Below are 21,209 nucleotides of genomic sequence, written 5' to 3'. Positions count from 1 at the left end.
GCGCGCACAGTTGCCCGCCCCGGCCGGTCAGGCCTCCTTGTACGCGGCGGCCAGCTTCTTCAGTGCCCCCTTGTAGTCGCCGGTGAGGGCGAGGTGCTCGGCCTCGGCGAACGGCTTGGCCCACGCCTCCGTCACCTTGCCGCCCGCTTTCTCCTGGACCTTGAGCCGCGCCTTGTCCACCAGGCCCCGCTCACCGCTCCCGCCGTCGGTCGCCTTCGTCGTGAGGCCGTACCCGTACGGGAACTGCGGATCGTACGATGCGTCGCCCACGTTGATGGGCAGCTGGGCCTCCGACTTCGGCCAGGTGACCGGGAGTTGGCCGGTGAAGGGCTTCTTGCCGTAGAGGACGTCGGCCACGCCGTCGCCCTCCGTGCCCGGCAGCCAGGACGCGACGAGCCCATCGATGTCGGCGAGCTGATCGCCGAGCAGCTGCGGTCTGCCGGAGACCGTGAGCACCACGCACTTCATGGCGCCGCAGACCTTGTCCACCGCCGCCTTGTCGGCCGCGGAGAGTTCCAGGTCGTGGCCGTTGCCGACGTCGCCGACGCCCTCCGCGTACGGGGTCTCGCCGACGACCACCACACCGACGTCGTGCCCGGCGGTGGGCGCCGAGGCGTCCTTCGAGTAGTCGACCGTCGTGCCGGGCGCGGCCTTCTTCATCGCCTGGAGGATCGTGGTGCCGTCCGTGATCTTCCCGGACGAGCCCTGCCAGGAGATGGTCCAGCCACCGGTCTGGTTGCCGATGTCATCGGCGTTGGACCCGGCGACGTAGACCTTCTGGGACTTCTTCAGCGGCAGCACGTTCCCGTCGTTCTTCAGGAGCACCTGCGACTTCGCTGCCGCCTCCCGTGCCACGGCGCGGTGCGCGGCGCCGCCGATCTTGTCGCTGTTACTCGTGTCGGCGTACGGCTTCTCGAAGAGGCCGAGCTTGAACTTCTGCGTGAGGATGCGGGAGACCGCGTCGTTCACGCGCGCCTCGCTGATCCGGCCCGCGGTGGTCTCGGCGAGCAGGGTCTTCTCGAAGTCGGCGTAGGCGTTCGGGACCATGATCATGTCGAGGCCCGCGTTGATGGACGTACGGACGTCCGAGGCGTAGTCGCCGGGGATCTGGTCGATGCCCGCGTAGTCGCTGATCACGAAGCCCTCGAAGCCGAGCTTCTTCTTCAACTCGCCATTGATCATTGCCGCGTTGGCGTGCATCTTCACGGGGCCCTGGTCGTCGCCGATGATGTCGAGCGAGGAGTACGAGGGCATGACCGTGCCGACCCCGCGCTTGACGGCGTCGCCGAAGGGTGCGAGGTGCACGGCCTCCAGCTCCTGCTTCGTCACCTTCGTGACGCCCTGGTCGATGGTGTACGAGCCGGTGGTCGAGGAGCCGTACTCGGTGCCGCCGTCGCCGACGTAGTGCTTCGCCGTGGCCAGCACCTTGTCGTTCCTGTCCAGGTCGGTGCCGTTCGCGCGGCCCTGGAAGCCCTTGATCACGGTCTCCATGGACTCGACGAGGGCCGGGTCCTCGCCGAACGCCTCGTAGGAGCGGCCCCAGCGTTCGTCGCGGCTCACGCACAGGCAGGGCGCGAAGTCCCACGGGACGCCGGTCGCGCGCACCTCGGAAGCGGTAACTGCCCCGGTTTTCTCGGCGAGTTGGGGATCGCGGCTCGCGCCGATGCCGATGTTGTGCGGCATGATCGTGGCGCCGACGACGTTGTTGTGCCCGTGCACCGCGTCCACGCCGTAGATGAGCGGGATCTGGAACCGCGTTGCCTGCGCCCGCAGTTGATAGCCGTCGATCATCTTGGCCCAGGCCTCGGGCGTGTTCGGCGTCGGCACGGAGCCGCCGCCGGAGAGCAGCGAGCCGAGGTTGTGGCTCGCGATGTCGCCCGGAGATTTGAGGGCGGCGCGCTCGGCCTGCGTCATCTGGCCGACCTTCTCCTCCAGGGACATCCGGGAGACGAGATCGGCGACGCGCTTCTTGATCGGCGCCTTCGCGTCGAGGTACGTCAGTCCGTGCGCGTCGATGACGACCTGCGGCGACTCGGCGGGCGGCTTGGCGCCCGTGACGGTCAGCTTCAGCGGGATCGTCTCGGCGGTCTCGGACCTGGCGGAATCCTTGCTGGTGGCGACCGTGACAGTCTTCGCCGCGCCGGACGCGGTGCCCGCAGGGAAGGTGACCTTGCCGGTGACCGGGGTGTAGTCCTTGCCCGCGTCGGCGGTGCCGCCTTCGGTGGCGTACTCGATGGTGACGGGGTCCTCGATCGGTACGTTCCCGGTGGTGGTGACCGACAGCTTCACCGCCGCCGAACCGCCCTCCTTCACCGGGTACACGGCCGCGTCCGTCGCCACCTGCGCGCGCAGCGACTGGTCGGCCTTGCCGTACAACTCCACGTCGTCCATGGCGAATTGGCTCTTCGCGCCGGTCGGCAGCGTGACCGCGTAGCCCCACATCTTGTCGAGCCCGAGGACGTGGTCGATGCCGCCGACGGGCTGGTAGTCCGTGCGGTACTCGAACTGCGTGAAGGGCAGCTCGACCTGCTTCCAGCCGGTGAAGTCGTCGGTGAACGACGTCGTCCACAGCTCGGACGCCTCGCCGTGCGCGCCGCCGTCCTTGAGCTCGTAGGTCAGCTTTCGGCCCGAGTTGTCGCCGTACCACCACAGGCGGATGCCCTTGTGCGCCGACCAGTCGTGGGCCGGCTTGTCGGCGGCGTAGTCGTGGCTGAAGCCGCCGTAGCCGCTGATGTCGTAGGCGCCTTCGAGGACCTTGGCGCCCTCGGGCGCGTCCGCGCGTTCCTTGAGTTCGAGCTTCGGATGGTCGTCGGTGTCGCCGCCCCAGGTGAAGATGCCCTCGGCGGGCTGTGCCGCGAAGGGCACCTCGCCCTCGAAGCGGTCCACGGGGGTGGGTGCGGGGTCGTCGGCGGCGGAGGCGGACGCGCTGCCGGTCAGCGGTAGCAGGCCCGCCGCGAGCGCCGAGACGGCGAGTAAGGCCGCGCGTCTCCCGCGCCTTCTGCGGCCGGATCTGGTGGTGGTGTCGGTGTGACGCAAGGTGCCCTCCCGGTGGTGCCGTTGCGGGTGCTGGTGGTGCGTCGTGCCGTTTCTAAATTCAAGGCTTGAGTTAAAAGGTGCGTAGTGGGGGCGTCAAGGGTTCGGAACGTAAAGGCAGTTGGCGGCCCGAAGGCGTCGGGTTGGCTACTTGTGACCGATTGACAGCCGGGGCGCCGCCCCCGATCGTTTGCTTCGGGGTGTGACACCTGACGGTTGGGGGACCGCGATGAGGTGGCAGGGGGGCGCGTCGTCCGGCGACGCGGAGCGGCAGGGGAGCGGCGGGTTCGGCCCGCCTCCGCGGATGCCGGCGGAGCCACCACGAGCGGGGCCACAGGTTCCGCCGGTTCCGCCGATGCCACCGGGGCCGCCCTCGGCCGGCCCGTCCGCCTTCGATCCGCCCGCCGCCGGCCCGTCCGCCTTCGGCCCCGCGCAGGAAGTCGCGTTCGGGCCGCCCGAGCGACCCCCTGTCCAACCGTCCGACCGTCCCCCTGCCCGGCCGCCCACCGGGCCCGCCGACCCGGCGCGCGCCGTCGCGGCGGGGCTGCTCAACCTCAGCGGGCTCGGCCTCGGATACGTCCTCGTACGCCGCCGCCTGCTCGCTTTGCTGTGCGTCGCCGCCACGGCCGCCCTGCTCACCCTCGCGCTGCCCGCCGACCCGGACGGGGTGCCCGGATGGGCGCTGATCGGGTACGCGGTGCTGCTGCTCGCCGCGGTGGCCGACGGCGCGCGGACCGGGCTGCGGGCGCCCGCAACTTCCGTACAGATCAAGCCGGTTGTGGCGATCGTGCTCGGTCTCGCGTTGCTCGCGGTGCCCGCCGGGGGCGCCGTCGCGTACGGCGGGCTGCGCGACGACGCCGTCGAGGAGCGCCTGCTCGACCGGCTCGACAGCGCCGACGCCCTCGTCGAGCAGGCCTCGGGCCGCGACTTCGCCGAGGCGCGCGCCGACTACCGCACCGCGCTCGGCCGGTACCGCGATCTCGCGGAGGACCACCCGGACTCCAGGGCGGCGCACCGCGTGCACGACAGCCTCGACGCCTACTACAAGGCGGTGGCCGCGCCGTACGCCGACGGCGAGCACTGCGCGGCCGTCGCGCCCCTCGAACACCTGCGGTCGGTGCCGGGCACGATCGACCGCGCCGTCCTCGGCTCCCTCGCGAGCTGGCCCGACAAGCCCCTCGCTGCCTCGCTCCTGAAGTGCGGCACGGGAAAGCTCGGCGCCGCGGAGTCCGACGGCAAGGGCGGCGAACTCGGCCAACTCCTGCGTACGTTCCCCAAGTCGGCGCAGGCGGGCCAGGTGGAGCCCGCCGTGCGCGCGGCCGTCGAGCGGCGCGCGGGCGAGCTGAAGGGCGCGGACCCGTGCGCCGCCACCCGGGCGCTGCGCCGCATCGGCGACACCGCGAAGAGCCTGCCCGCGCCCGCGCCCGCGCACCTGCGCGGCGGCGTCGCGACGGCCGTGGAGGACGGGGCGTACGCCTGCGGCATCGACCAGTTCAAGGACAAGAAGTTCGCCGCGGCGCACACGTCGCTGACCGACTTCGCGGGCACGTACAAGAACGACAAGCGGCGCGCCCGTGCCCAACAGGTCGCCATCGCCGCCGAGATCGCGAAGCTGCGCCCCGCCGCGGGCGACCGGCTGCCGCCGAAGGGCGCGCCGGGCGGCTCCCGCATGGAGATGGTGATCAGCAACGACGGCCCCGACCCGGTCGAGGTCCTCTACACGGGACCGGTCACCGGGCGGATCACCATCGCCGCCTGCGGGTCCTGCAAGACGTATCCGACCGAGACGGCGGGCCGCGGCAAGGCGTGCAAGGTGAGCGGCAAGAGCTACCCGAAGAGGACGCTGCGGCTGCCCGCGGGCTCGTACCACTTCCTGCACAAGCCGGGCGGCCGCGACGCGACGGCGAGCGGGCGCGCGGCGGGCGGCCGGGTCGAGTCCGGGTACTCGTACACGCAGTGCAGCTATGTGGTCAGGAGCGAGCTGGGCGCGGATCTGTAGCGCCTCGTAGAGCCCTGTGACGCCGTCGGAGCACCCCGCCGTAGCGTCCTGCGGCACCGTCGGAGCGACCCGCCGCGAGGCTCTTGACCCGAGCTTGACCCCCCTTTGACCTGCGCAAATACTCGCGTACCCCTGGTTCGTCGACCCACGAATGGGGGCTACACTCACTTGCTCGATACAAGCAATTGAATGTGAGCGGGAAGGCGGGACATGGACAAGGGGACGGTCCATGGCCGTGAAGCAGCGGACGGCGACCCGGTGACGGGAAGCGCGAGTGCCGAGGACGCCGCGGCGGGACTCGGCACGCAGCTGGTGCGGTTCTCGAGACTGCTGACTGCCTACCGGCAGAAGGCCAGGCTCGAGAGCCGGTCCGGCGAACGGGTACTGCTGGCAAAGCTGGTGCGCGACGGCGAACGCCGCGCCACCGACCTGGCCGCCGCGACCTTTCTCGACCTGTCGACGGTCAGTCGCCAGGTGCGGGCCATGGTCGACAAGGGACTCGTCGAACGGCGTCCCGACCCGGAGGACCGGCGGGGTGCGCTGCTGCGCGCCACCGCCGCCGGGAGGGCCCTGTTCGAGGAGTACCGGCGCCAGCGCGACGCGAGACTCGCGGAGCTGCTGGAGCCCTGGCCCGCGGAGGACAGGTACCAGCTGAACCGGCTGCTCTCCCGCCTCAATGACGATCTGGAAGAGTTTGAATACGCGCGTCCCGAGTCCGGGAAAGTCCCCGGGCCCGGTGGCGAGCAGGGAGCAACGCAAGAATGACTGAGGCCGTGTCCGCGTCCCGCGGAGACACCGCTACCCAAGCCATATCCACCCCCCAACAGACCCCCACCTCAGGTGGCATGAGCCACCGTCAGATCCTGACCATCCTCAGCGGACTGATGCTGGGGATGTTCCTGGCCGCGCTCGACCAGACCATCGTCTCCACCTCGATCCGCACCATCGCGGACGACCTCGACGGCCTGAGCCAGCAGGCCTGGGCGACGACGGCGTACCTGATCACGTCGACGATCTGTACGCCGCTCTACGGCAAGCTGTCCGACCTGCACGGCCGCAAGCCGTACTTCCTGGCGGCGATCAGCATCTTCATCGTCGGTTCGGCGCTGTGCACCTTCTCGACGTCGATGCCCGAACTCGCCGCGTTCCGCGCGGTGCAGGGCATCGGCGCCGGTGGTCTGATGTCGCTCGCGCTCGCGATCATCGGTGACATCGTGCCGCCGCGCGAACGGGCCCGCTATCAGGGCTACATGCTCGCCACGTTCGCCACGTCCAGCGTCGCGGGACCGCTCATCGGCGGCGCCCTCGCAGGGCAGGACAGCATCCTCGGTGTCACCGGCTGGCGCTGGGTGTTCCTGGTCAACGTGCCCATCGCCGTCGTCGCGCTGTTCGTCGTCGCCAAGGTGCTCAACATCCCGCACGTCCGCCGCGACCGGAAGATCGACTGGTGGGGCGCGTTCACCATCGCGCTCGGCGTCGTCCCGCTGCTGCTCGTCGCCGAACAGGGCCGCGAGTGGGGCTGGGGCTCGACCGGTTCGATCGTCTGCTACGTGCTCGGCGCGGTCGGCATCGTCTCGTGGATCCTCGTGGAGCGCCGGGTCGGCGACGACGCGCTCATCCCGATGCGGCTGTTCCGCAACGCCATCTTCAGCAAGACCAGCTTCCTGTCCGTGCTGATCGGCGCGGGCATGTTCGGCGGCATGCTGATGATCCCGCAGTACCTCCAGATCGTGAAGGGCGCGAGCCCCACCAAGTCCGGTCTCGAGATGCTGCCGCTGATGGCCGGCATGATGATCGCGTCCATCATCTCCGGCCAGATCACCGGGAAGACGGGCCGCTACAAGATCTTCCCGACCCTCGGCACCCTCTTCATGGTGGCGGCGCTGCTGCTCTTCCACTTCAAGGTCCAGTGGGACACGCCGCTGTGGGAGACCATGCTCTACATGGGCCTCTTCGGGCTCGGCCTGGGCTGCTGCATGCAGACGCTGGTGCTCGCGGTGCAGAACGCGGTGCCGCCGCAGGACATGGGTGTGGCGACCGCGTCGTCCACGTTCTTCCGGCAGATGGGCGCCACCGCCGGTACGGCGATCTTCCTCTCCGTCCTCTTCTCGAACGTCGGCGACAAGATCTCCGAGGCCTTCAAGTCGGCCGCGAAGACGCATGACTTCCAGGCCGCGCTGCACGACCCGTCGGTCGTCTCGGACCCCGCCAACAAGCCGGTCATCGACATGGTCAAGGGCTCGGGCGGGGGAGGCGGCGACGTACTGTCCGACTCCTCGTTCATCCAGCACCTCGACCCGCGTCTCGCGGAGCCGTTCAAGCAGGGCTTCGCGGACGCCATGCACGTGGTGTTCCTGATCGCGGCGGGCGTCATCGTCCTCGCGTTCCTGATGGTCCTGTGGACCAAGGAGGTCCCGCTGCGCAAGATGTCGGGTCTCCAGGCGCGCGAAGCGGCGGAGAAGGGCGAGGCCTCCGCGGAGGCCGCAGAGTCTCCGGTCCCCGCCCCGGCCGCCGCGGCCGCGCAGACGGCACCCGTACCCGCGCAGGCCGAGCCGGTCGACGCGACCGCGGGCATCAAGGGCCACGCCCGCGAGCGCGACGGCTCGCCGCTCGTGGGCGCGGTCGTCACGCTGATCGACCTCAGGGGCGGTCAACTGGGCCGTACGACCACCGATCCCGACGGCGCATACCTGCTCGCGGCTCCGGCCGGTGGCACGTACGTCCTGATCGGTTCCGCGGGCTCCCGGCAGCCGCAGGCCACGACGCTGACGGTCGGCGAGGGCTTCCTCGACTTCGACCTGATGCTGGCCGGCGCGGCGGGCCTGACCGGCACCGTCGTCGCGGCGGCGGGCGAACTCCCGGTGCCCGGCGCGCTGGTGATCGCCACCGACGTACGCGGTGAGGTGATCGCCTCCGGCGCCGCCGACGCCACGGGCAACTTCGCCTTCGGCGACCTGGCCCCCGGCAGCTACACCCTCGCCGTCAGCGCCGAGGGCCACCGGCCCACGGCCCTCCCGGTCGAGGTCGCTTCCGGCGGCCCCAACCGCTGCGAGGTCCGTCTGGTCCCCGGCGCCCGCGTCCACGGCGTGGTCCGCGGCGCCACCGGCGACCCGCTGAACGACGCCCGCGTCACCCTGCTGGACGCCGCGGGCAACACGGTCGGCACGGCCGTCACGGGAATCGACGGCGCCTACGCCTTCGACGACCTGGACGCCGGCCAGTACACGGTCGTGGCCAGTGGCTACGCCCCGCAGGCCGTCCCGCTGAGCATCAACGGCAGCGGCAGGAACGACGCGGACGTGGAGCTGAGCCACTGACGCGCTGAGGCGGTTCGCGACCCAGCAGGCGCCCATTAGGGGAATGACCCCTAATGGGCGCCTCAATATGTGTAACGAATGACAAAAACTTATATTGACCTGTGTGTCCGCTTGTTACTGAAGGTGCCATTCAGCCGCCCGGCAGCAGACAGGCAGGAGTCGTTGCCCATGCCGCGTTTCAGCATTGTGGTCCCGGTCCATCGCGTGCAGGGATATCTGCGTGAGTGCCTGGACTCGGTGTTGGCGCAGGAGTACGGCGACTTCGAGCTGATCGCCGTCGACGACTGCTCACCCGACGGCTGTGGCGCCCTGCTCGACGAATTCGCGTCGGCCGACCAGCGCGTGCGTGCCGTACACCTCGAACAGAACGTGGGCCTCGGCCGGGCCCGCAATGCCGGTCTCGAACGGGCCACCGGCGATTACGTCGTCTTTCTCGACGGCGACGACACCCTCGCGCCCGGCGCCCTTTCCGCGATGGCCGCCCGACTCGACGCCACCGCCGACCCCGACCTCCTCGTCTTCGACTACACGCGCACCTACTGGGACGACAGCCGACGGCCCAACGGCGTCGCCCATCTCCTCGCCGAGAAGGGCCCCGACGTCTTCCCGCTGGTGGACCGCCCCAGCCTGCTCGGGTTATTGCAGGTCGTCTGGAACAAGGCCTACCGGCGTGCATTCCTCGCCCGGCACGGCTTCACCTTCTCCGCCGGGTACTACGAGGACGTCCCGTGGACGTTCACCGCGCTGATCACGGCCGAGCGGATCGCCGTCCTCGACCGGGTGTGCGTCGAGTACCGCCAGCGCCGTCAGGGCGGCAACATCCTGAGCGTCACCAGCCGCAAGCACTTCGACGCCTTCGGCCAGTACGACCTGGTCTTCGCGCACCTCGACGCCCACCCGGAGCTCGAGCCCTGGCGGGAGCGGCTGTTCGAGAAGATGGTCGACCACTACCTCACCATCTACACGAAGCCCGGCCGGCTGCCCGAGCAGGACAGGGCCGAGTTCTTCCACGAGGCGGCCCGCCACTACCGGCTGCGCCGGCCCGAGGGCTACCGGCGGCCCGGCGGCCGACGCGGCCAGCGCTACGCGCTCCTCGAACAGGACGCCCACCTCGCCATGCGCGGCCTGCACGAGACGGTGCGCGGCACCCGGGCCGCGCGGCGCCGGGCCGCGGACGCGGTCCGCGGCGCCAAGCGGGCCGCGATGGCCGCCCACTACTGGGCCGAACTGCGCCGTCCCGTCGAGCACGACCTTGCCGCCTTCTCCTCGTACTGGAGCCGCGGCGTCACCGGGAATCCGGCCGCGATCGCCGACCGGCTCGCCGAGCTCGCCCCGCACATCCGCCCCGTCTGGCTCATCCGGCCGGACTGCGTGGACCGGGTCCCGGACGGCACCGACCACGTACTGGTCGGCTCGCGCGCGTACTGGTCGCTCATGGCCCGTGCCAGGTACTTCGTCAACGACGTCAACTTCGCCGACCCCGTGGTCAAACGGCCCGGCCAGATCCACGTCCAGACGCACCACGGCACCCCGCTGAAGACGATGGGCACGGACCAGCGGCGCTACCCGGCCTCCACCGACATGGACTTCGACCGGATGCTCAGGCGCTGCGACCGCTGGGACTACGGCCTCTCCTCCAACACCCACTCCACGGCCGTCTGGGAGCGGGTCTACCCCTCGGCCCACACCACGTTGGAGACCGGCTACCCGCGCAACGACGTGCTGGCCCGCGCGGGCGCCACCGAAGTGGACTGGGCTCGGCGGGAGTTGGGTCTCGCCGACGGGGTGACCGCGTTGCTCTACATGCCGACGCACCGCGAGTACGAGGGCACCTTCGCGCCCCGCCTCGACCTCGCCCGGCTCGCCGAGACCCTCGGCCCCGACACCGTCCTGCTCGTGCGCGGCCACTACTTCTACAACTCCGCTCCGGAGCAAGGCCAGTTGGGGCGCGGCGGCCGGATCAAGGACGTCAGCGGGCACCCCAGGGTCGAGACCCTCTACCTGGCCGCCGACGGACTCATCACCGACTACTCCTCCGCGATGTTCGACTACGCGGTCCTCGACCGGCCGATCGTGATCTACGCGGACGACTGGGAGATCTACTCCGCCGTCCGCGGCACCTACTTCGACCTGCTGAACGAGCCGCCGGGTGCCGTCGCCCGCACCCAGGACGACCTGGAGGCGCTGCTCACCGAAGGGGTCTGGAACAGCCCCGAGGCCACCGCCCTGCGGGCCGGATTCCGCCGCCGCTTCTGCCAGTTCGACGACGGCCGCGCCGCTGAACGCGTCGTGCGCCGGGTGTTCCTCGACGACAACGCCCCCGTGCCGGTGACGCCGCTCGAACTGCGCCCCGTCGCCCCCGCTCCCACCCGGCCCGCAGGTGTGGGCACCGAGATCCCACGCACTCCGGCAGCGAAGGAAGAACGAGCCCGATGAGCACCCGCCTCAGTGTCATCGTCCCCATCTACGACGTGGAGCAGTACCTGCCCGCCTGCCTGGACTCGCTCGCCGGGCAGAGCATGAAGGACCTCGAAGTCGTCATGGTCGACGACGGCTCACCGGACGGCTCGGCCGCCATCGCCGCCGCATACGCGGCCCGCGACGGGCGGTTCCGGCTGGTGCGCAAGGAGAACGCGGGGCTGGGGGCGGCCCGCAACACCGGTCTCGCCAACGTCTCCCCGTCGAGCGAGTACGTCGCCTTCGTCGACAGCGACGACGTCGTACCGCCCGACGCGTACCGGACGATGGTCGGGAGCCTGGACGAGTCCGGCTCCGACTTCGCCACCGGGAACGTGCACCATCTGCGGGGGGAGAAGATCTGGCAGTCGGCGCAGATGCAGATGCTGTCCGGCGACATCCGCCGCCGCGTCCACATCAGCGACGACCCGCGGCTGATCGGCGACCGGATCGCCTGCAACAAGGTCTACAGACGCACCTTCTGGGACAAGCACGGCTTCTCCTTTCCGGAGGGAGTGCTGTACGAGGACACCCCGGTCGTGCTGCCCGCCTACTACCGGGCCGAGGCCGTCGACATCGTCGGCGATCCCGTCTACTACTGGCGGCTGCGCGAGAGCGGTGCCGCGCTCTCGATCACCCAGCGCCGCACCGAACCGCAAGGCGTCCGCGACCGGGTCGCCGGCGTCCTCACCGTCAGCTCCTTCCTCGCGACGCTGCCCGACCCCCGGGCCGGGCAGTTCAAGCGCGAGTACGACGACCGGGTCCTGCGCGACGACCTCCGCATCTTCCTGCGCGTCCTGCCGGACGGCGACGACGCGTACCGCCAGGCCTTCCTGCAGGAGGCCAACCGGTTCCTCGACCAGGTCGATCCGAAGCTGGTCCTCGCCCTGCCCGCCGAACTGCGGGTCCAGTGGATCCTGGTGCGCAAGCACGCCATGGACGAACTCCTCGACCTGCTCGCTTCGCGACGACGCTGGGACCCGGTGCCCATCACCGGACGCCTGCGCAAGTACGCCGAGTTCACCCCCCTCACCGACCACGCCTTCGCCCTGCCCAGACCGGCCCTGCGCATCGACAAGGAGCTGTCGCTGCGCTCCCCGCTGCGCGCCGCCGAATGGCGGGGCGGGAAGCTCGTCCTGGAGGGCGACGCCTGGATCAGCCGCATCGACATGCCCACCCGCGGCAGCAGCGTCAAGGCGATCCAGCTCAAGCGCGACGGCAGCAGGCTGCGCAGCCTGCTGCCCGCGCGGAACGTCCATCACCCCTTGGCCACGACCGACTCCGGCCAGAGGTCCCACAACTACGAGTGGGCCGGCTGGCGTGTCGAGATCGACCCCGAGCGGTTCCGTAAGCGCGGCGTCTGGCAGGAGGGCCTCTGGCACGTCGGCATCCATGTGTACGCGGCCGGCCTGATGCGGCGCGGCGCGGTATGGACGCGGGGCGCGGCCGCCACCAACTATCCGCCCGTGCACTGGGTGGACGCCGACCACCGGATCGTGCCCCACAGTGTGCGGGGCGCCCTGAAGGTCCGCGTCGAGCGGGTCCGTGCACTGATCACGGACCGCCGGTTCGACGGCGACGTCCTGCGCGTGGAGGGCGAACTCCGCACCGAGCTGCGCCCGGACGAGCGGATGTCGCTGCGGCTGCGAAACCGCGCGACCGGAGACCGGGTGGACTATCCGGTCGAGGTGACCGGCCGCGGCCGGGGCGGGACGCTCGCCGTCACCGTCCCGCTGGCGGAGGTCGCGCTGTTCGTCGACCCGGACGGTGGTAACTCCCGCCCCGGCAAGCGTCGTTGGAGCACCGAGTGGGTCGCCACGAACGAACACGGGGCGGAGCGCCACTTCTCCACTGTGATCCGCGAAGGCCTCGCGGACCTGACCACCGACCTGTCCGAAGAGTTCGGCGCGGCCGGCGAGGGCGCCGAGATCGCCGTCACCGCCGGGGCCAACGGCTATCTGAAGATCACCAGCCGGGACCGTCGCGCGATCATCGACCGTGTCGCCGAACTCGACGGAGAGATCGTCTTCTCCGGTCGGGCGAGCCGGCGGGACATCGGCAGGGAGCTGGTGCTGCGCGCCCGCAGCCGTGCCGACGAGCGTCCGGGCCGCATCGACTGGCGCCCCGACGGCACCTTCACCGCCTCCTTCGACCCGTCCGTCATGGGCGGGGCCAGGGGTGGCCTGCCGCTGAAGGCCGGCCGCTGGAACCTCTTCCTCGTGGGCGAGGCCGACGAGCCGCGCACGCCCTTCGTCATCGACCGCCTCGCCCTGCCGCAGTTCCCCCTGCACAGCGAACTGAAGGGCCGCCGCTACTGGCTGGAGAACCGGTGGGAGGACTTCCCGCAGCTCAACTGCCGCTCCGAACTGGGCGACGACGAGCGCGGGCCCTATCGGCAGAACCAGCTGCGCCAAGAGGTCTACTCGGCGCAGCGCGTGACCGAGCCCCTGCGCGACCAGGTCCTCTACTTCAGTTACAACGGCAAGCAGTTCTCCGACAGCCCGCGCGCCATTTGCGAGGAACTGGTCCGGCGCGGTTCGGGCATGCGGCACCTGTGGGTCGTCCGCGACGGTCAGGTCGAGGTCCCCGACGGTCTGGAGAAGGTCCGTATGTGGGGCCGCGAGTGGTTCGAGGCCCTGGCGACCAGCCGCTACATCGTCACCAACGGCCACTTGCCCGACTGGATCGAACGCAGGCCAGGACAGGTCATCGTCCAGACCTGGCACGGCACCATGCTGAAGAAGATCGGCTACGACATCGAGGCCCCACGGTTCGACCGCGAGTACCACAACCGGCTCGCGCGCGAGGTCGAAAACTGGAGCATGCTGATCTCCTCCAACCGCTTCTCCACCCCGATCCTGAGCCGCGCCTTCTCCTACCGGGGCGAGATCCTTGAAGCCGGATACCCCCGCAACGACCGCCTCTACGCCCCCGACCGGGAGGAGGCCGCCGCGCGGGTACGCCGCGAACTCGCCCTGCCCGAGGGCAAGAAGGTCGTCCTCTACGCCCCGACGTGGCGCGACGACAGGGCGCACAGCGCCGGCCAGTTCAGGTTCGACCTCCATATCGATCTGGCCGAGGCCCGCGAACAGCTCGGCGAGGACCACGTCCTGCTGATCCGCCGCCACTCCAACATCGTCGACGTCGTCCCGGGCGCCGGCGACGGCTTCGTGTGGGACGTCTCGGAGTACCCGGACATCGCCGACCTCTACCTGGCCGCCGACCTCCTGGTCACCGACTACTCCTCGGTGATGTTCGACTACGCGCACCTCGAGCGGCCGATGCTGTTCTTCACGTACGACCTGGATCACTACCGGGACACCCTGCGCGGCTTCTACTTCGACTTCGAGGCCGACTCCCCGGGGCCCCTGCTGCGGACCTCGCAGGAACTGATCGAGGCGATCCGTGACATCGAGAAGGTCCACATCGCGCACCAGGACCGCTTCGCCCGCTTCCAGCGCCAGTTCTGTGACCTCGACGACGGCAGGGCCGCGGCCCGGGTCGTCGACCGGATGTTGGAACAGGCGCAGGAGGTCTGACCGGATCGGCGACTGATGTCCGGCCTTCGGTCAAAGCGCGTATCCGATTCGTGAACGGGAGTGAGAAATGGTGAATGGGGCCGTCGAACAGGCCGAGGTGTTTCGCGCGGCAGATCCTGCCGACACCTTGCGATCGGAGATCGCGGGGCTGAAGCACCGGATCGCCCAACTCGAGTCGGAGAGCGGCCGGTCGACCCGAGGGCCGGGGCCGTTCACTCTTGAGGAGTTCCTCCAGCCGATCCGCAGGGCCCGCCAGGAATGGGACCTGCGGCGTTCGACCGGAAGACCGGAGGGAAAGACCGTCAAGGTCGTACAGCCGACCGGCATGACGTTGCCGGCCGGCGGCCCGCTCCGCCGTGAGCCACCCCGCAAACCCGAGGACCGGCAACCCGACTACCTGGAGAAGTTCGACAGTCGGACCTTGTTCTACGACGCGTTCCGGCAGGGGGACGACGTATGGCTCTCGGGGCCGCCGATGCACAATCTGCGGGCCGAACTCGAGAACGCCGACTGGCACGTGGACGGCAGTGACGTCGCCGGAAAGCTTTCCCTGAGCGACTGGGGCCGCACCCAGCGATCGCGGATCGTCGACGCCCCACCTGGCCGGCACCTGACGCTCGGCGTGGGAGGCACGAAGTTCAGTACGGTGATCGCGCCCGACGAGTCCGACCTGTTCGCCGGACAGCGGACGATCATCACGAAATCCAAGGACAACGATCTCGTCTGGATCAGGGATTTCCTGCAGTACTACCACATCGTGCATGGCGTGACCGGAGTCGTCTTCTACGACAACAATTCCACCAAGTACTCGCCCCGCGACGTCGCCGACGTCATCGCGTCGGTCGACGGAATCACGACCGCGGTCGTCGTGGACTGGAAATTCCCCTGGGGCCCGAACGCCGGCCCCAACAAGGTCTGGGATTCGGACTACTGCCAGTACTCCCTGCTGGAGCACGGCAGGTTCCGCTACCTGACCAGGGCGGCGGGTGTCATCAATGCCGACATCGACGAGCTGGTTCTCACCAACGACGCGCGACCGGTCTTCGACCACGTGGCGGAGTCGGAGGTCGGTGCCGTGACCTACGAGGGGTACTGGATCGCCAAGGCGACACCGGAGCCCATGAACCCGCTTCGGCAGCGGCGCTTCGTCGACTACCGGCATCGGGCGCGTGGCGCGACGACCGTCAAGTGGACGGTCCTGCCGCACATGGTGGACCACCAGACCACGCAATGGCGCGTGCACAGCGTCGTCGGCGCGGGCATCGAGCGCAACGACCAGATCCACCATCGCCACTACCAGGGCGTGAACAACGGCTGGAAGTACGACCGTGCCGAAGGCGTGGCCAAGCCGGGGCACACCTACGACGTCCGGATGTCGCACGTCCTGGACATCGTCTTCGGGAAGTGACCCGGCGGTGCCGGCCCGGTGTCACGACGCAGCGTTCGTCGTGACACCGGACCGATCACCTTGCGAACCCGCGGTGATGGCTCACGACCGGGGCCGCCGCACCGGACGCCCGAGCTGCCATACCGTCCAGCCCGCCGTGAGCCAGTCGAGCGGGTCGACGCAGGTGCGGACGTCGACCAGGCGGCGGGTGGCCACCGTGCGGGCGGCCGAGGGCGGGAGTTCGGGGTCCTCGGCGAACTGGGGCCACTCGGTTGCCAGGACGGTGACCTGGGCGCCGTCCAGGGCTTCGGCGAGGGTGTCGGCGTAGGTGTGTTCGGGGTGCAGTCGCCGGGCCGTCTCCAGGGCCTCCGGGTCGTGGATGACCGGGTGGGCGCCGGCCCGGGCCAGGCGGCGGGCCAGTTCGAGGGCGGGGGAGTTGCGGACGTCGCTGGTTCCCGCCTTGAACGCGGCGCCGAGGAACGCGATGCGCACACCGGCCAGACCGCCACCGGCGGCCTCCTCCACGAGGTCGACCGCGGCGTCCACCCGACCGCGGTTGACGCCCTCGACGGCCTGGAGCAGCGCGACCGCGTTCGTGGCGCCGATCTCGTCGATGCGGTGGGTGAAGGCCCGCAGGTCCTTGGGCAGACAGCCGCCGCCGTAACCGATTCCGGGCCGCATTCCGGCGGGCCCGATCCGGTGGTCGATGCCGATGGCGTGGGCGACGGTCTTCACGTCCGCTCCGGCGAGCTCGCACACCTCGGCCATCGCGTTGATGAAGGAGATCTTCGTGGCCAGGAAGGAGTTGGCCGCCGACTTGATGATCTCGGCCGTCGCCGGTTCGGTCACGATCAGCTCCATGTCCCCGCGGGCCAGGATCGGCGCGTACACCGCCTCGATCGCCTTCTGGGCCTCGGGACTTGACACCCCGGCGACGATGCGGTCGGGGTAGAGGGTGTCCTCGACCGCGTGCCCCTCACGCAGGAACTCCGGGTTCCACACCAGGTCGACGCCGTCCACGGCGCGGTCCGCGATGATCTCCTGGATCCGCGCCACGGTGCCGACCGTCACGGTGGACTTGCCGACGATGGTGCAGGGGCGGGTGAGCAGCGGGGCCAGCGCTTCCACCGCGCCGAACACCTGCTCCATGTCGTAGCCTCGGCCGTCCTCGCGCAGCGGGGTACCGACCGCGATGAAGTGGAGGTCGGCGAATTCGGCGGCCTCGGTCAGATCGCCGGTGAACCGGAGGCGGCCGGTGGGGACGTACTTCTCGAGCAGGTCGTCGAGCCCCTTCTCGAAGAAGGGGCCGCGCCCGCTCTGGAGGATCCGGCGCGTGGCCGGGTTGAGTTCGACGCCGATCACGTCGTGCCCGAGCTCCGCCATGGCGGCGGCGTGAGGGGCTCCGAGGTGGCCACAGCCGATCACCGAGATACGCATTGCTGTCCCCGGTCAGTCGAGTTGGAGGACGGTGGAGCGGGCCACGTCCTTGACGAAGGTGACGCGTCGGTCGAAGGCGCCGTCGGACGCCCACATCTTGGTGATGTCGCGCTCGACCTTGCGGTTGGTGTCGTCGAGGACGACGAGGGCGCCCTTGGCCATGCGCGGCAGCAGCTGCGGCATCGCGGGGTAGCGGGCGAGCGGCGCCGTCGGGCGCGGCGGTCCGTCGATGAAGAGCAGGTCGACGTCGGCGAGGTCACCGAGTCCCGACAGGTCGTACCACGGCTGGGTGCCGAGGCCGGGGACCTCGGTGTCGACCAGGGGAGCGTCGACGACCGTCGCCCACGACTCCAGGCCGTGGTCGACGAGCCGCTGCCGGGTCACCTCGGCGAACTCCCGGTCGTGCTCGACGGAGGTCACGTGCCCCTCGCCGCACTTGCGCAGCGCCGCCGCCGTCCACAGGGTCGACGCGCCGGAGCCGCACTCCAGCATGGTGCGCCGGGCGGAGCGGCCCATCACCTCGTCGACGATGAACAGGATCGTCGGGGCGATCGCGGCCCAGTTGGCGCCGAGCACCGGCATCGGCATGTCGCCGTCGATGAGGTGGTTGTAGCGGCGCATCAACTCGGCGACCACGTAGGGCTGGTGCTCGAGCTGCTTGCGGATGCCGGTGAGCGCGGCGGTCAGCGTCTTGGTCTGCTGCTGGAGCGCACGCAGGACCTGTTCGGTGTCGGCGGCGCTGATGGCGGGCTCCGCCGGCTTGACGGCTGCCTGTGGCTTTGCTGCCTGCAGCTTTGTGAGGGCTTTGAAGAGCTTCACGTGTACTTCCCGAGTGGACGTCGGTGGCATCGCTGAGCGGGTGACTGAGCGGGTGGAGGAGTGCTCGACGGCGTGGCTGTGTGCGCGGGCATCAGGGCTCCAAGGACAGGGAGCGGTCGGGGCGCACGTCGGCAGGGGTGTCGTGCTGCTGGTCGCGCTGTACGGGGTCCGGCGCCGGCGGCACCGGGGGTTCCAACGGCTCCGGCGGCCGCGTCGGCTCTCCCAGGAACACCCTGCGCACCACCCGCTCCGTGGCGTGCCCGTCGTCGTACGGGCAGAAGCGCGCGCGGAAGGCGGTGCGGAGCTGCGTGGAGCGGGAGCCGTTCCAGTGGCCGGTGACGAGGATGTCGATCAGCTCGTCCTGGGTCCGGGCGAACGGGCCGGGCGGGAAGGCGCGGATGTCGAAGTAGGTGCCGCGGGCCGCCTCGTAGGCCGTGTGGTCGTCGGTGAGCAGGACGATCGGTCGGTCCAGGGCCGCGTAGTCGAACATCAGGGACGAGTAGTCGGTGACCAGCGCGTCGGAGGCCAGGCAGAGCTCTTCGACCGAGTGGTGGTCCGACACATCGAGCACGCGCGGGTGGGATTCCGTGGCGCTGTCGTCCGTGACCGCCAGATAGTGGGCGCGGGTCAGGACGACGTGCGAAGGTCCCAGATTGCGCGCCAGACGGGCGAGGTCCAGGCGGGGCGTCTGGGTGCGCTGGTAGTCGCGGTGGGTGGGCGCGTACAGGAAGACGGTCGCGTCCCGGGGGATGCCGAGGAGCTCGCGGGTGCGGTCGCGGTCGGCCTCGCTCGCCCTCGCGAAGATGTCGTTGCGCGGGTTGCCGTACTCCAGGGTGGTGTAACCGGCCGGGTAGACGCGTTCCCAGGTGAGCGTGGAATGCCGGTTCGCCGAGAGGCTGTAGTCCCATTTGTCGGCGTTCTTCAGGAGGGTCGCGAAGTCCATGCCGCCGCCCGCCGCCGGGTGCTCCTGGAGGTCGAGGCCCATCTTTTTCAGGGGTGTGCCGTGGTGGGTCTGCAACAGAACCTGTCCGGGGCGCTTGCGCAGCCTCCGGTCGAAGTTCACGTTGTTGACCAGGTACTTCGCGCGGGCGAGAGCCGTCCAGTACGAGAACGTGCCGGGGGTCAGGCGGCGGGTTCCGGTCGGCACGGTGTGGAGGTGGTCGGGGCGTGCGATCCAGGCCGTACGCATCGAGGGGACCAGGTCGCGCACCATGGACTCGATCGCCGCGGGGCTGCAGGAGTAGCCGCGGTTCCAGTAGGCGGAGAAGACCGCGAGATCGTCCTTGACCGGCAGCAGGCACTGGACGCGGTAGTGGGTCTGCAGGGCGGCGCCGCGGGCCGCGTGGGCCGCGCGTCTGAGGTGGCGCAGCGTGTGGGCGCGTACGTTACGGGTCCCCATGACGGTGCGATAGGAGCGGTGCGCGCCGAGCCGGACCAGGCCGTGCCGCATCCGGGTGGGGGGCTTCACGCGGGTGCCCGGCGCGTTCGGCGTGCGGTACAGCGCGTAGTGCCGGCGCGCGCGCCGCAGGAAGTCCGCCCGGCTGCCGCGGGGCAGCCGGCCACGGGTGGTGAAGATCGTGCAGAAGTGGTCGATCATCCGCCGGAAGATCAACGGCCGCCACTGCGCGGGGAGTTCGGGATGCGCGTCGAGGAACGCGAAGACCCGGTCGTACTGGTCGAAGATGTCGAAGTGCTTCGGGCTGACCGTGGAGAGGATGTTGCCCTGGCGGCGCTGGCGGTAGTGGACACAGACCCGGTCGAGCGTGGCCATCGACTCGGCGGCCATCAGCGCCGGGTACGTCCAGGGGGTGTCCTCGTAGTACCCGGGCGGGAAGGTCAGTCCGGTGTCGGCGAGGAACTCGCGGCGGTACGCCTTGTTCCACACGACCATCAACAGGCGGAGCAGCGACGGGCGTTCGGCCAGGGTGAAGGGGGTCGGGCCGGATTCCTCGAGCAGGTGCGCGTACTGGTTGCGGGCGAGCGAGCCGTCCCAGTGTGCGCGCGCGTAGTCGTAGACCAGGATGTCCGGGTCGCCGGTCTCCTTGATCCGCTCGTCGATGGCGGCGAGCGAGCCGGGTGCGAGGGTGTCGTCGCTGTCGAGGAAGACGACGTACTCGCCGCTCGCCCGTTCCAGGCCGGCGTTGCGGGCGGGGCCGAGCCCGGCGTTCTCCGGGAGATGCACGGCCCGCACGCGCGCGTCGCGCGCCGCGTACGCGTCGATGATCTCGCCGCAGGCGTCCGGCGAGGCGTCGTCGACCGCGATCAGCTCGTAGTCCGTGAAGGACTGGCCGAGCACGGAGTCGAGGCAGGCATGCAGATACGCCTGAACCAGATGTGCGGGGACGATCACACTGAAGCGTGGCAAGGGCGTATCCATCGGTCGGTCGGCTGTGAACGGACAGGGGTCTGCTCACAGTCAACGCCGAGGTGCACTGTTTCGATGTATTTTGAGCGGCATTCGGGGGGTTCAGTGACGCTTGTACCCGGATGGTCGCAGAGGCGGCACAGGTGCCACTTGTCAGGATAGGTCTGATGCGTCGGCCGCTCGGTGCCTGCTCAGAGCCGGTTCCGCCGCGCCGGGCCGGCGGTGATTAGAATCTTCCCTCATGTCGAAGCCTGACGAACTGCTCGTTGACGTCGCCGCCCTGGTGGAGTCCGGGAACAGCAATCAGATGACTCTCACCGTGGTCGCCGGTGGAGCCGTCATCACGGGGCGGCTGGCCCCGGAAGCCGTCTGGAGGCAGCGGGTGTCGGAGGTCCTGGCGGACTCGGCCCGCCTGGGCGATTTCTCCGCCGTCTTCACCGCTGCGCCGCCTGAGGGGAAGCCGCCCACACATCTGCATTTCCATGTGGCGCGGATTCTGCAGGGCACGGTGGGAATCCCGGAAACGGGCGGGATGTACCGCGTGGCGATCGATGACGTCAGCGCGTGGACCATGGGCGACTTCAGCTACTCCGATCACTGACCGAACCGCCGCACGCCGACAACAATGAGGGTCCGACCGGCAGGAAGCCGGTCGGACCCTCACCGCGTACCGAGAGGTTTCTCAGGGATCTAGGGTCTGTGGGTGGTTGGTTGGCGGGCGCCCGCCGCGCGCGGCGGGGCGCACCCCCACACCCAGGCCGCGGCGGGTGTGTGTGGGGCGCGGGGGGGGGGGGGGCCGGGGGGGGGGGCGGGGGGGGGGGGGGGGCGGGCGGGGGGGGGGGGGGGGGGGGGGGGC

11 protein-coding genes are annotated in these 21,209 nt (G+C 70.1%); 7 read left to right on the top strand and 4 right to left on the bottom strand.

From position 1 onward, the window contains the following. Window positions 1-27: 27 nt before the first annotated feature. A complete protein-coding gene (locus ACYSUO_RS27575) occupies window positions 28-3,036 on the bottom strand; it encodes a glycoside hydrolase family 3 protein (RefSeq protein WP_461778938.1) in 3,009 nt (1,002 codons plus the stop codon). A gap of 352 nt (window positions 3,037-3,388) precedes the next feature. Between ACYSUO_RS27575 and ACYSUO_RS27570 the strand changes: the two genes are divergently transcribed. The 6 genes from ACYSUO_RS27570 to ACYSUO_RS27545 all read left to right on the top strand — a co-directional run bounded on the left by ACYSUO_RS27570 (window position 3,389) and on the right by ACYSUO_RS27545 (window position 15,753). Next, window positions 3,389-5,032, top strand: a complete 1,644-nt coding sequence (locus tag ACYSUO_RS27570; RefSeq protein WP_461778937.1) for a hypothetical protein — start codon at window positions 3,389-3,391, stop codon at window positions 5,030-5,032. A 210-nt stretch (window positions 5,033-5,242) separates the two neighbouring features. Further along, window positions 5,243-5,797, top strand: a complete 555-nt coding sequence (locus ACYSUO_RS27565; protein ID WP_461778936.1) for a MarR family winged helix-turn-helix transcriptional regulator — start codon at window positions 5,243-5,245, stop codon at window positions 5,795-5,797. 80 nt (window positions 5,798-5,877) lie between these two features. Continuing rightward, window positions 5,878-8,349: an MFS transporter gene (locus tag ACYSUO_RS27560; RefSeq protein WP_461778935.1), complete on the top strand. Its 2,472-nt coding sequence runs from the start codon at window positions 5,878-5,880 to the stop codon at window positions 8,347-8,349. A gap of 168 nt (window positions 8,350-8,517) precedes the next feature. Further along, window positions 8,518-10,785, top strand: a complete 2,268-nt coding sequence (locus ACYSUO_RS27555) for a bifunctional glycosyltransferase/CDP-glycerol:glycerophosphate glycerophosphotransferase (protein WP_461778934.1) — start codon at window positions 8,518-8,520, stop codon at window positions 10,783-10,785. Continuing rightward, window positions 10,782-14,345, top strand: coding sequence for a bifunctional glycosyltransferase/CDP-glycerol:glycerophosphate glycerophosphotransferase (locus ACYSUO_RS27550; protein ID WP_461778933.1), 3,564 nt, complete (start codon window positions 10,782-10,784; stop codon window positions 14,343-14,345). Before ACYSUO_RS27555 ends, ACYSUO_RS27550 begins: the two co-directional genes overlap by 4 nt. A gap of 127 nt (window positions 14,346-14,472) precedes the next feature. Then, complete coding sequence (locus ACYSUO_RS27545) at window positions 14,473-15,753, top strand: capsule biosynthesis protein CapZ (RefSeq protein WP_461778932.1); 1,281 nt, start codon at window positions 14,473-14,475, stop codon at window positions 15,751-15,753. Between the two features lie 81 nt (window positions 15,754-15,834). On the opposite strand, the gene ACYSUO_RS27540 is transcribed toward ACYSUO_RS27545, so the two are convergent. The 3 genes from ACYSUO_RS27540 to ACYSUO_RS27530 form a co-directional block, all read right to left on the bottom strand. Then, a complete protein-coding gene (locus ACYSUO_RS27540; protein WP_461778931.1) occupies window positions 15,835-17,169 on the bottom strand; it encodes a UDP-glucose dehydrogenase family protein in 1,335 nt (444 codons plus the stop codon). 12 nt (window positions 17,170-17,181) lie between these two features. Continuing rightward, a complete protein-coding gene (locus ACYSUO_RS27535; RefSeq protein ID WP_461778930.1) occupies window positions 17,182-17,988 on the bottom strand; it encodes a class I SAM-dependent methyltransferase in 807 nt (268 codons plus the stop codon). A 91-nt stretch (window positions 17,989-18,079) separates the two neighbouring features. Further along, window positions 18,080-20,353 carry a bifunctional glycosyltransferase/CDP-glycerol:glycerophosphate glycerophosphotransferase gene (locus ACYSUO_RS27530; RefSeq protein ID WP_461778929.1) on the bottom strand — a complete coding sequence of 758 codons (2,274 nt, stop codon included), beginning with the start codon at window positions 20,351-20,353 and terminating at the stop codon, window positions 18,080-18,082. A 241-nt stretch (window positions 20,354-20,594) separates the two neighbouring features. Between ACYSUO_RS27530 and ACYSUO_RS27525 the strand changes: the two genes are divergently transcribed. Further along, on the top strand, window positions 20,595-20,954 hold the full coding sequence (locus ACYSUO_RS27525; protein ID WP_461778928.1) for a hypothetical protein: 360 nt from the start codon (window positions 20,595-20,597) through the stop codon (window positions 20,952-20,954). The last annotated feature ends 255 nt before the right edge of the window (window positions 20,955-21,209 follow it).

It is taken from the genome of Streptomyces sp. UC4497, from assembly GCF_054871485.1.
Note: the sequence above shows the minus strand (reverse complement) of the source record. Positions and strands in the feature narration are given on the sequence as shown.

Bases quoted from the DNA above. Each gene is read 5' to 3' on its own strand.
- ACYSUO_RS27570 (WP_461778937.1), top strand. From the start codon at position 3,389: ATGCCACCGGGGCCGCCCTCGGCCGGCCCGTCCGCCTTCGATCCGCCC.
- ACYSUO_RS27565 (WP_461778936.1), top strand. From the start codon at position 5,243: ATGGACAAGGGGACGGTCCATGGCCGTGAAGCAGCGGACGGCGACCCG.
- ACYSUO_RS27560 (WP_461778935.1), top strand. From the start codon at position 5,878: ATGAGCCACCGTCAGATCCTGACCATCCTCAGCGGACTGATGCTGGGG.
- ACYSUO_RS27555 (WP_461778934.1), top strand. From the start codon at position 8,518: ATGCCGCGTTTCAGCATTGTGGTCCCGGTCCATCGCGTGCAGGGATAT.
- ACYSUO_RS27550 (WP_461778933.1), top strand. From the start codon at position 10,782: ATGAGCACCCGCCTCAGTGTCATCGTCCCCATCTACGACGTGGAGCAG.
- ACYSUO_RS27540 (WP_461778931.1), bottom strand. From the start codon at position 17,169: ATGCGTATCTCGGTGATCGGCTGTGGCCACCTCGGAGCCCCTCACGCC.
- ACYSUO_RS27525 (WP_461778928.1), top strand. From the start codon at position 20,595: ATGTCGAAGCCTGACGAACTGCTCGTTGACGTCGCCGCCCTGGTGGAG.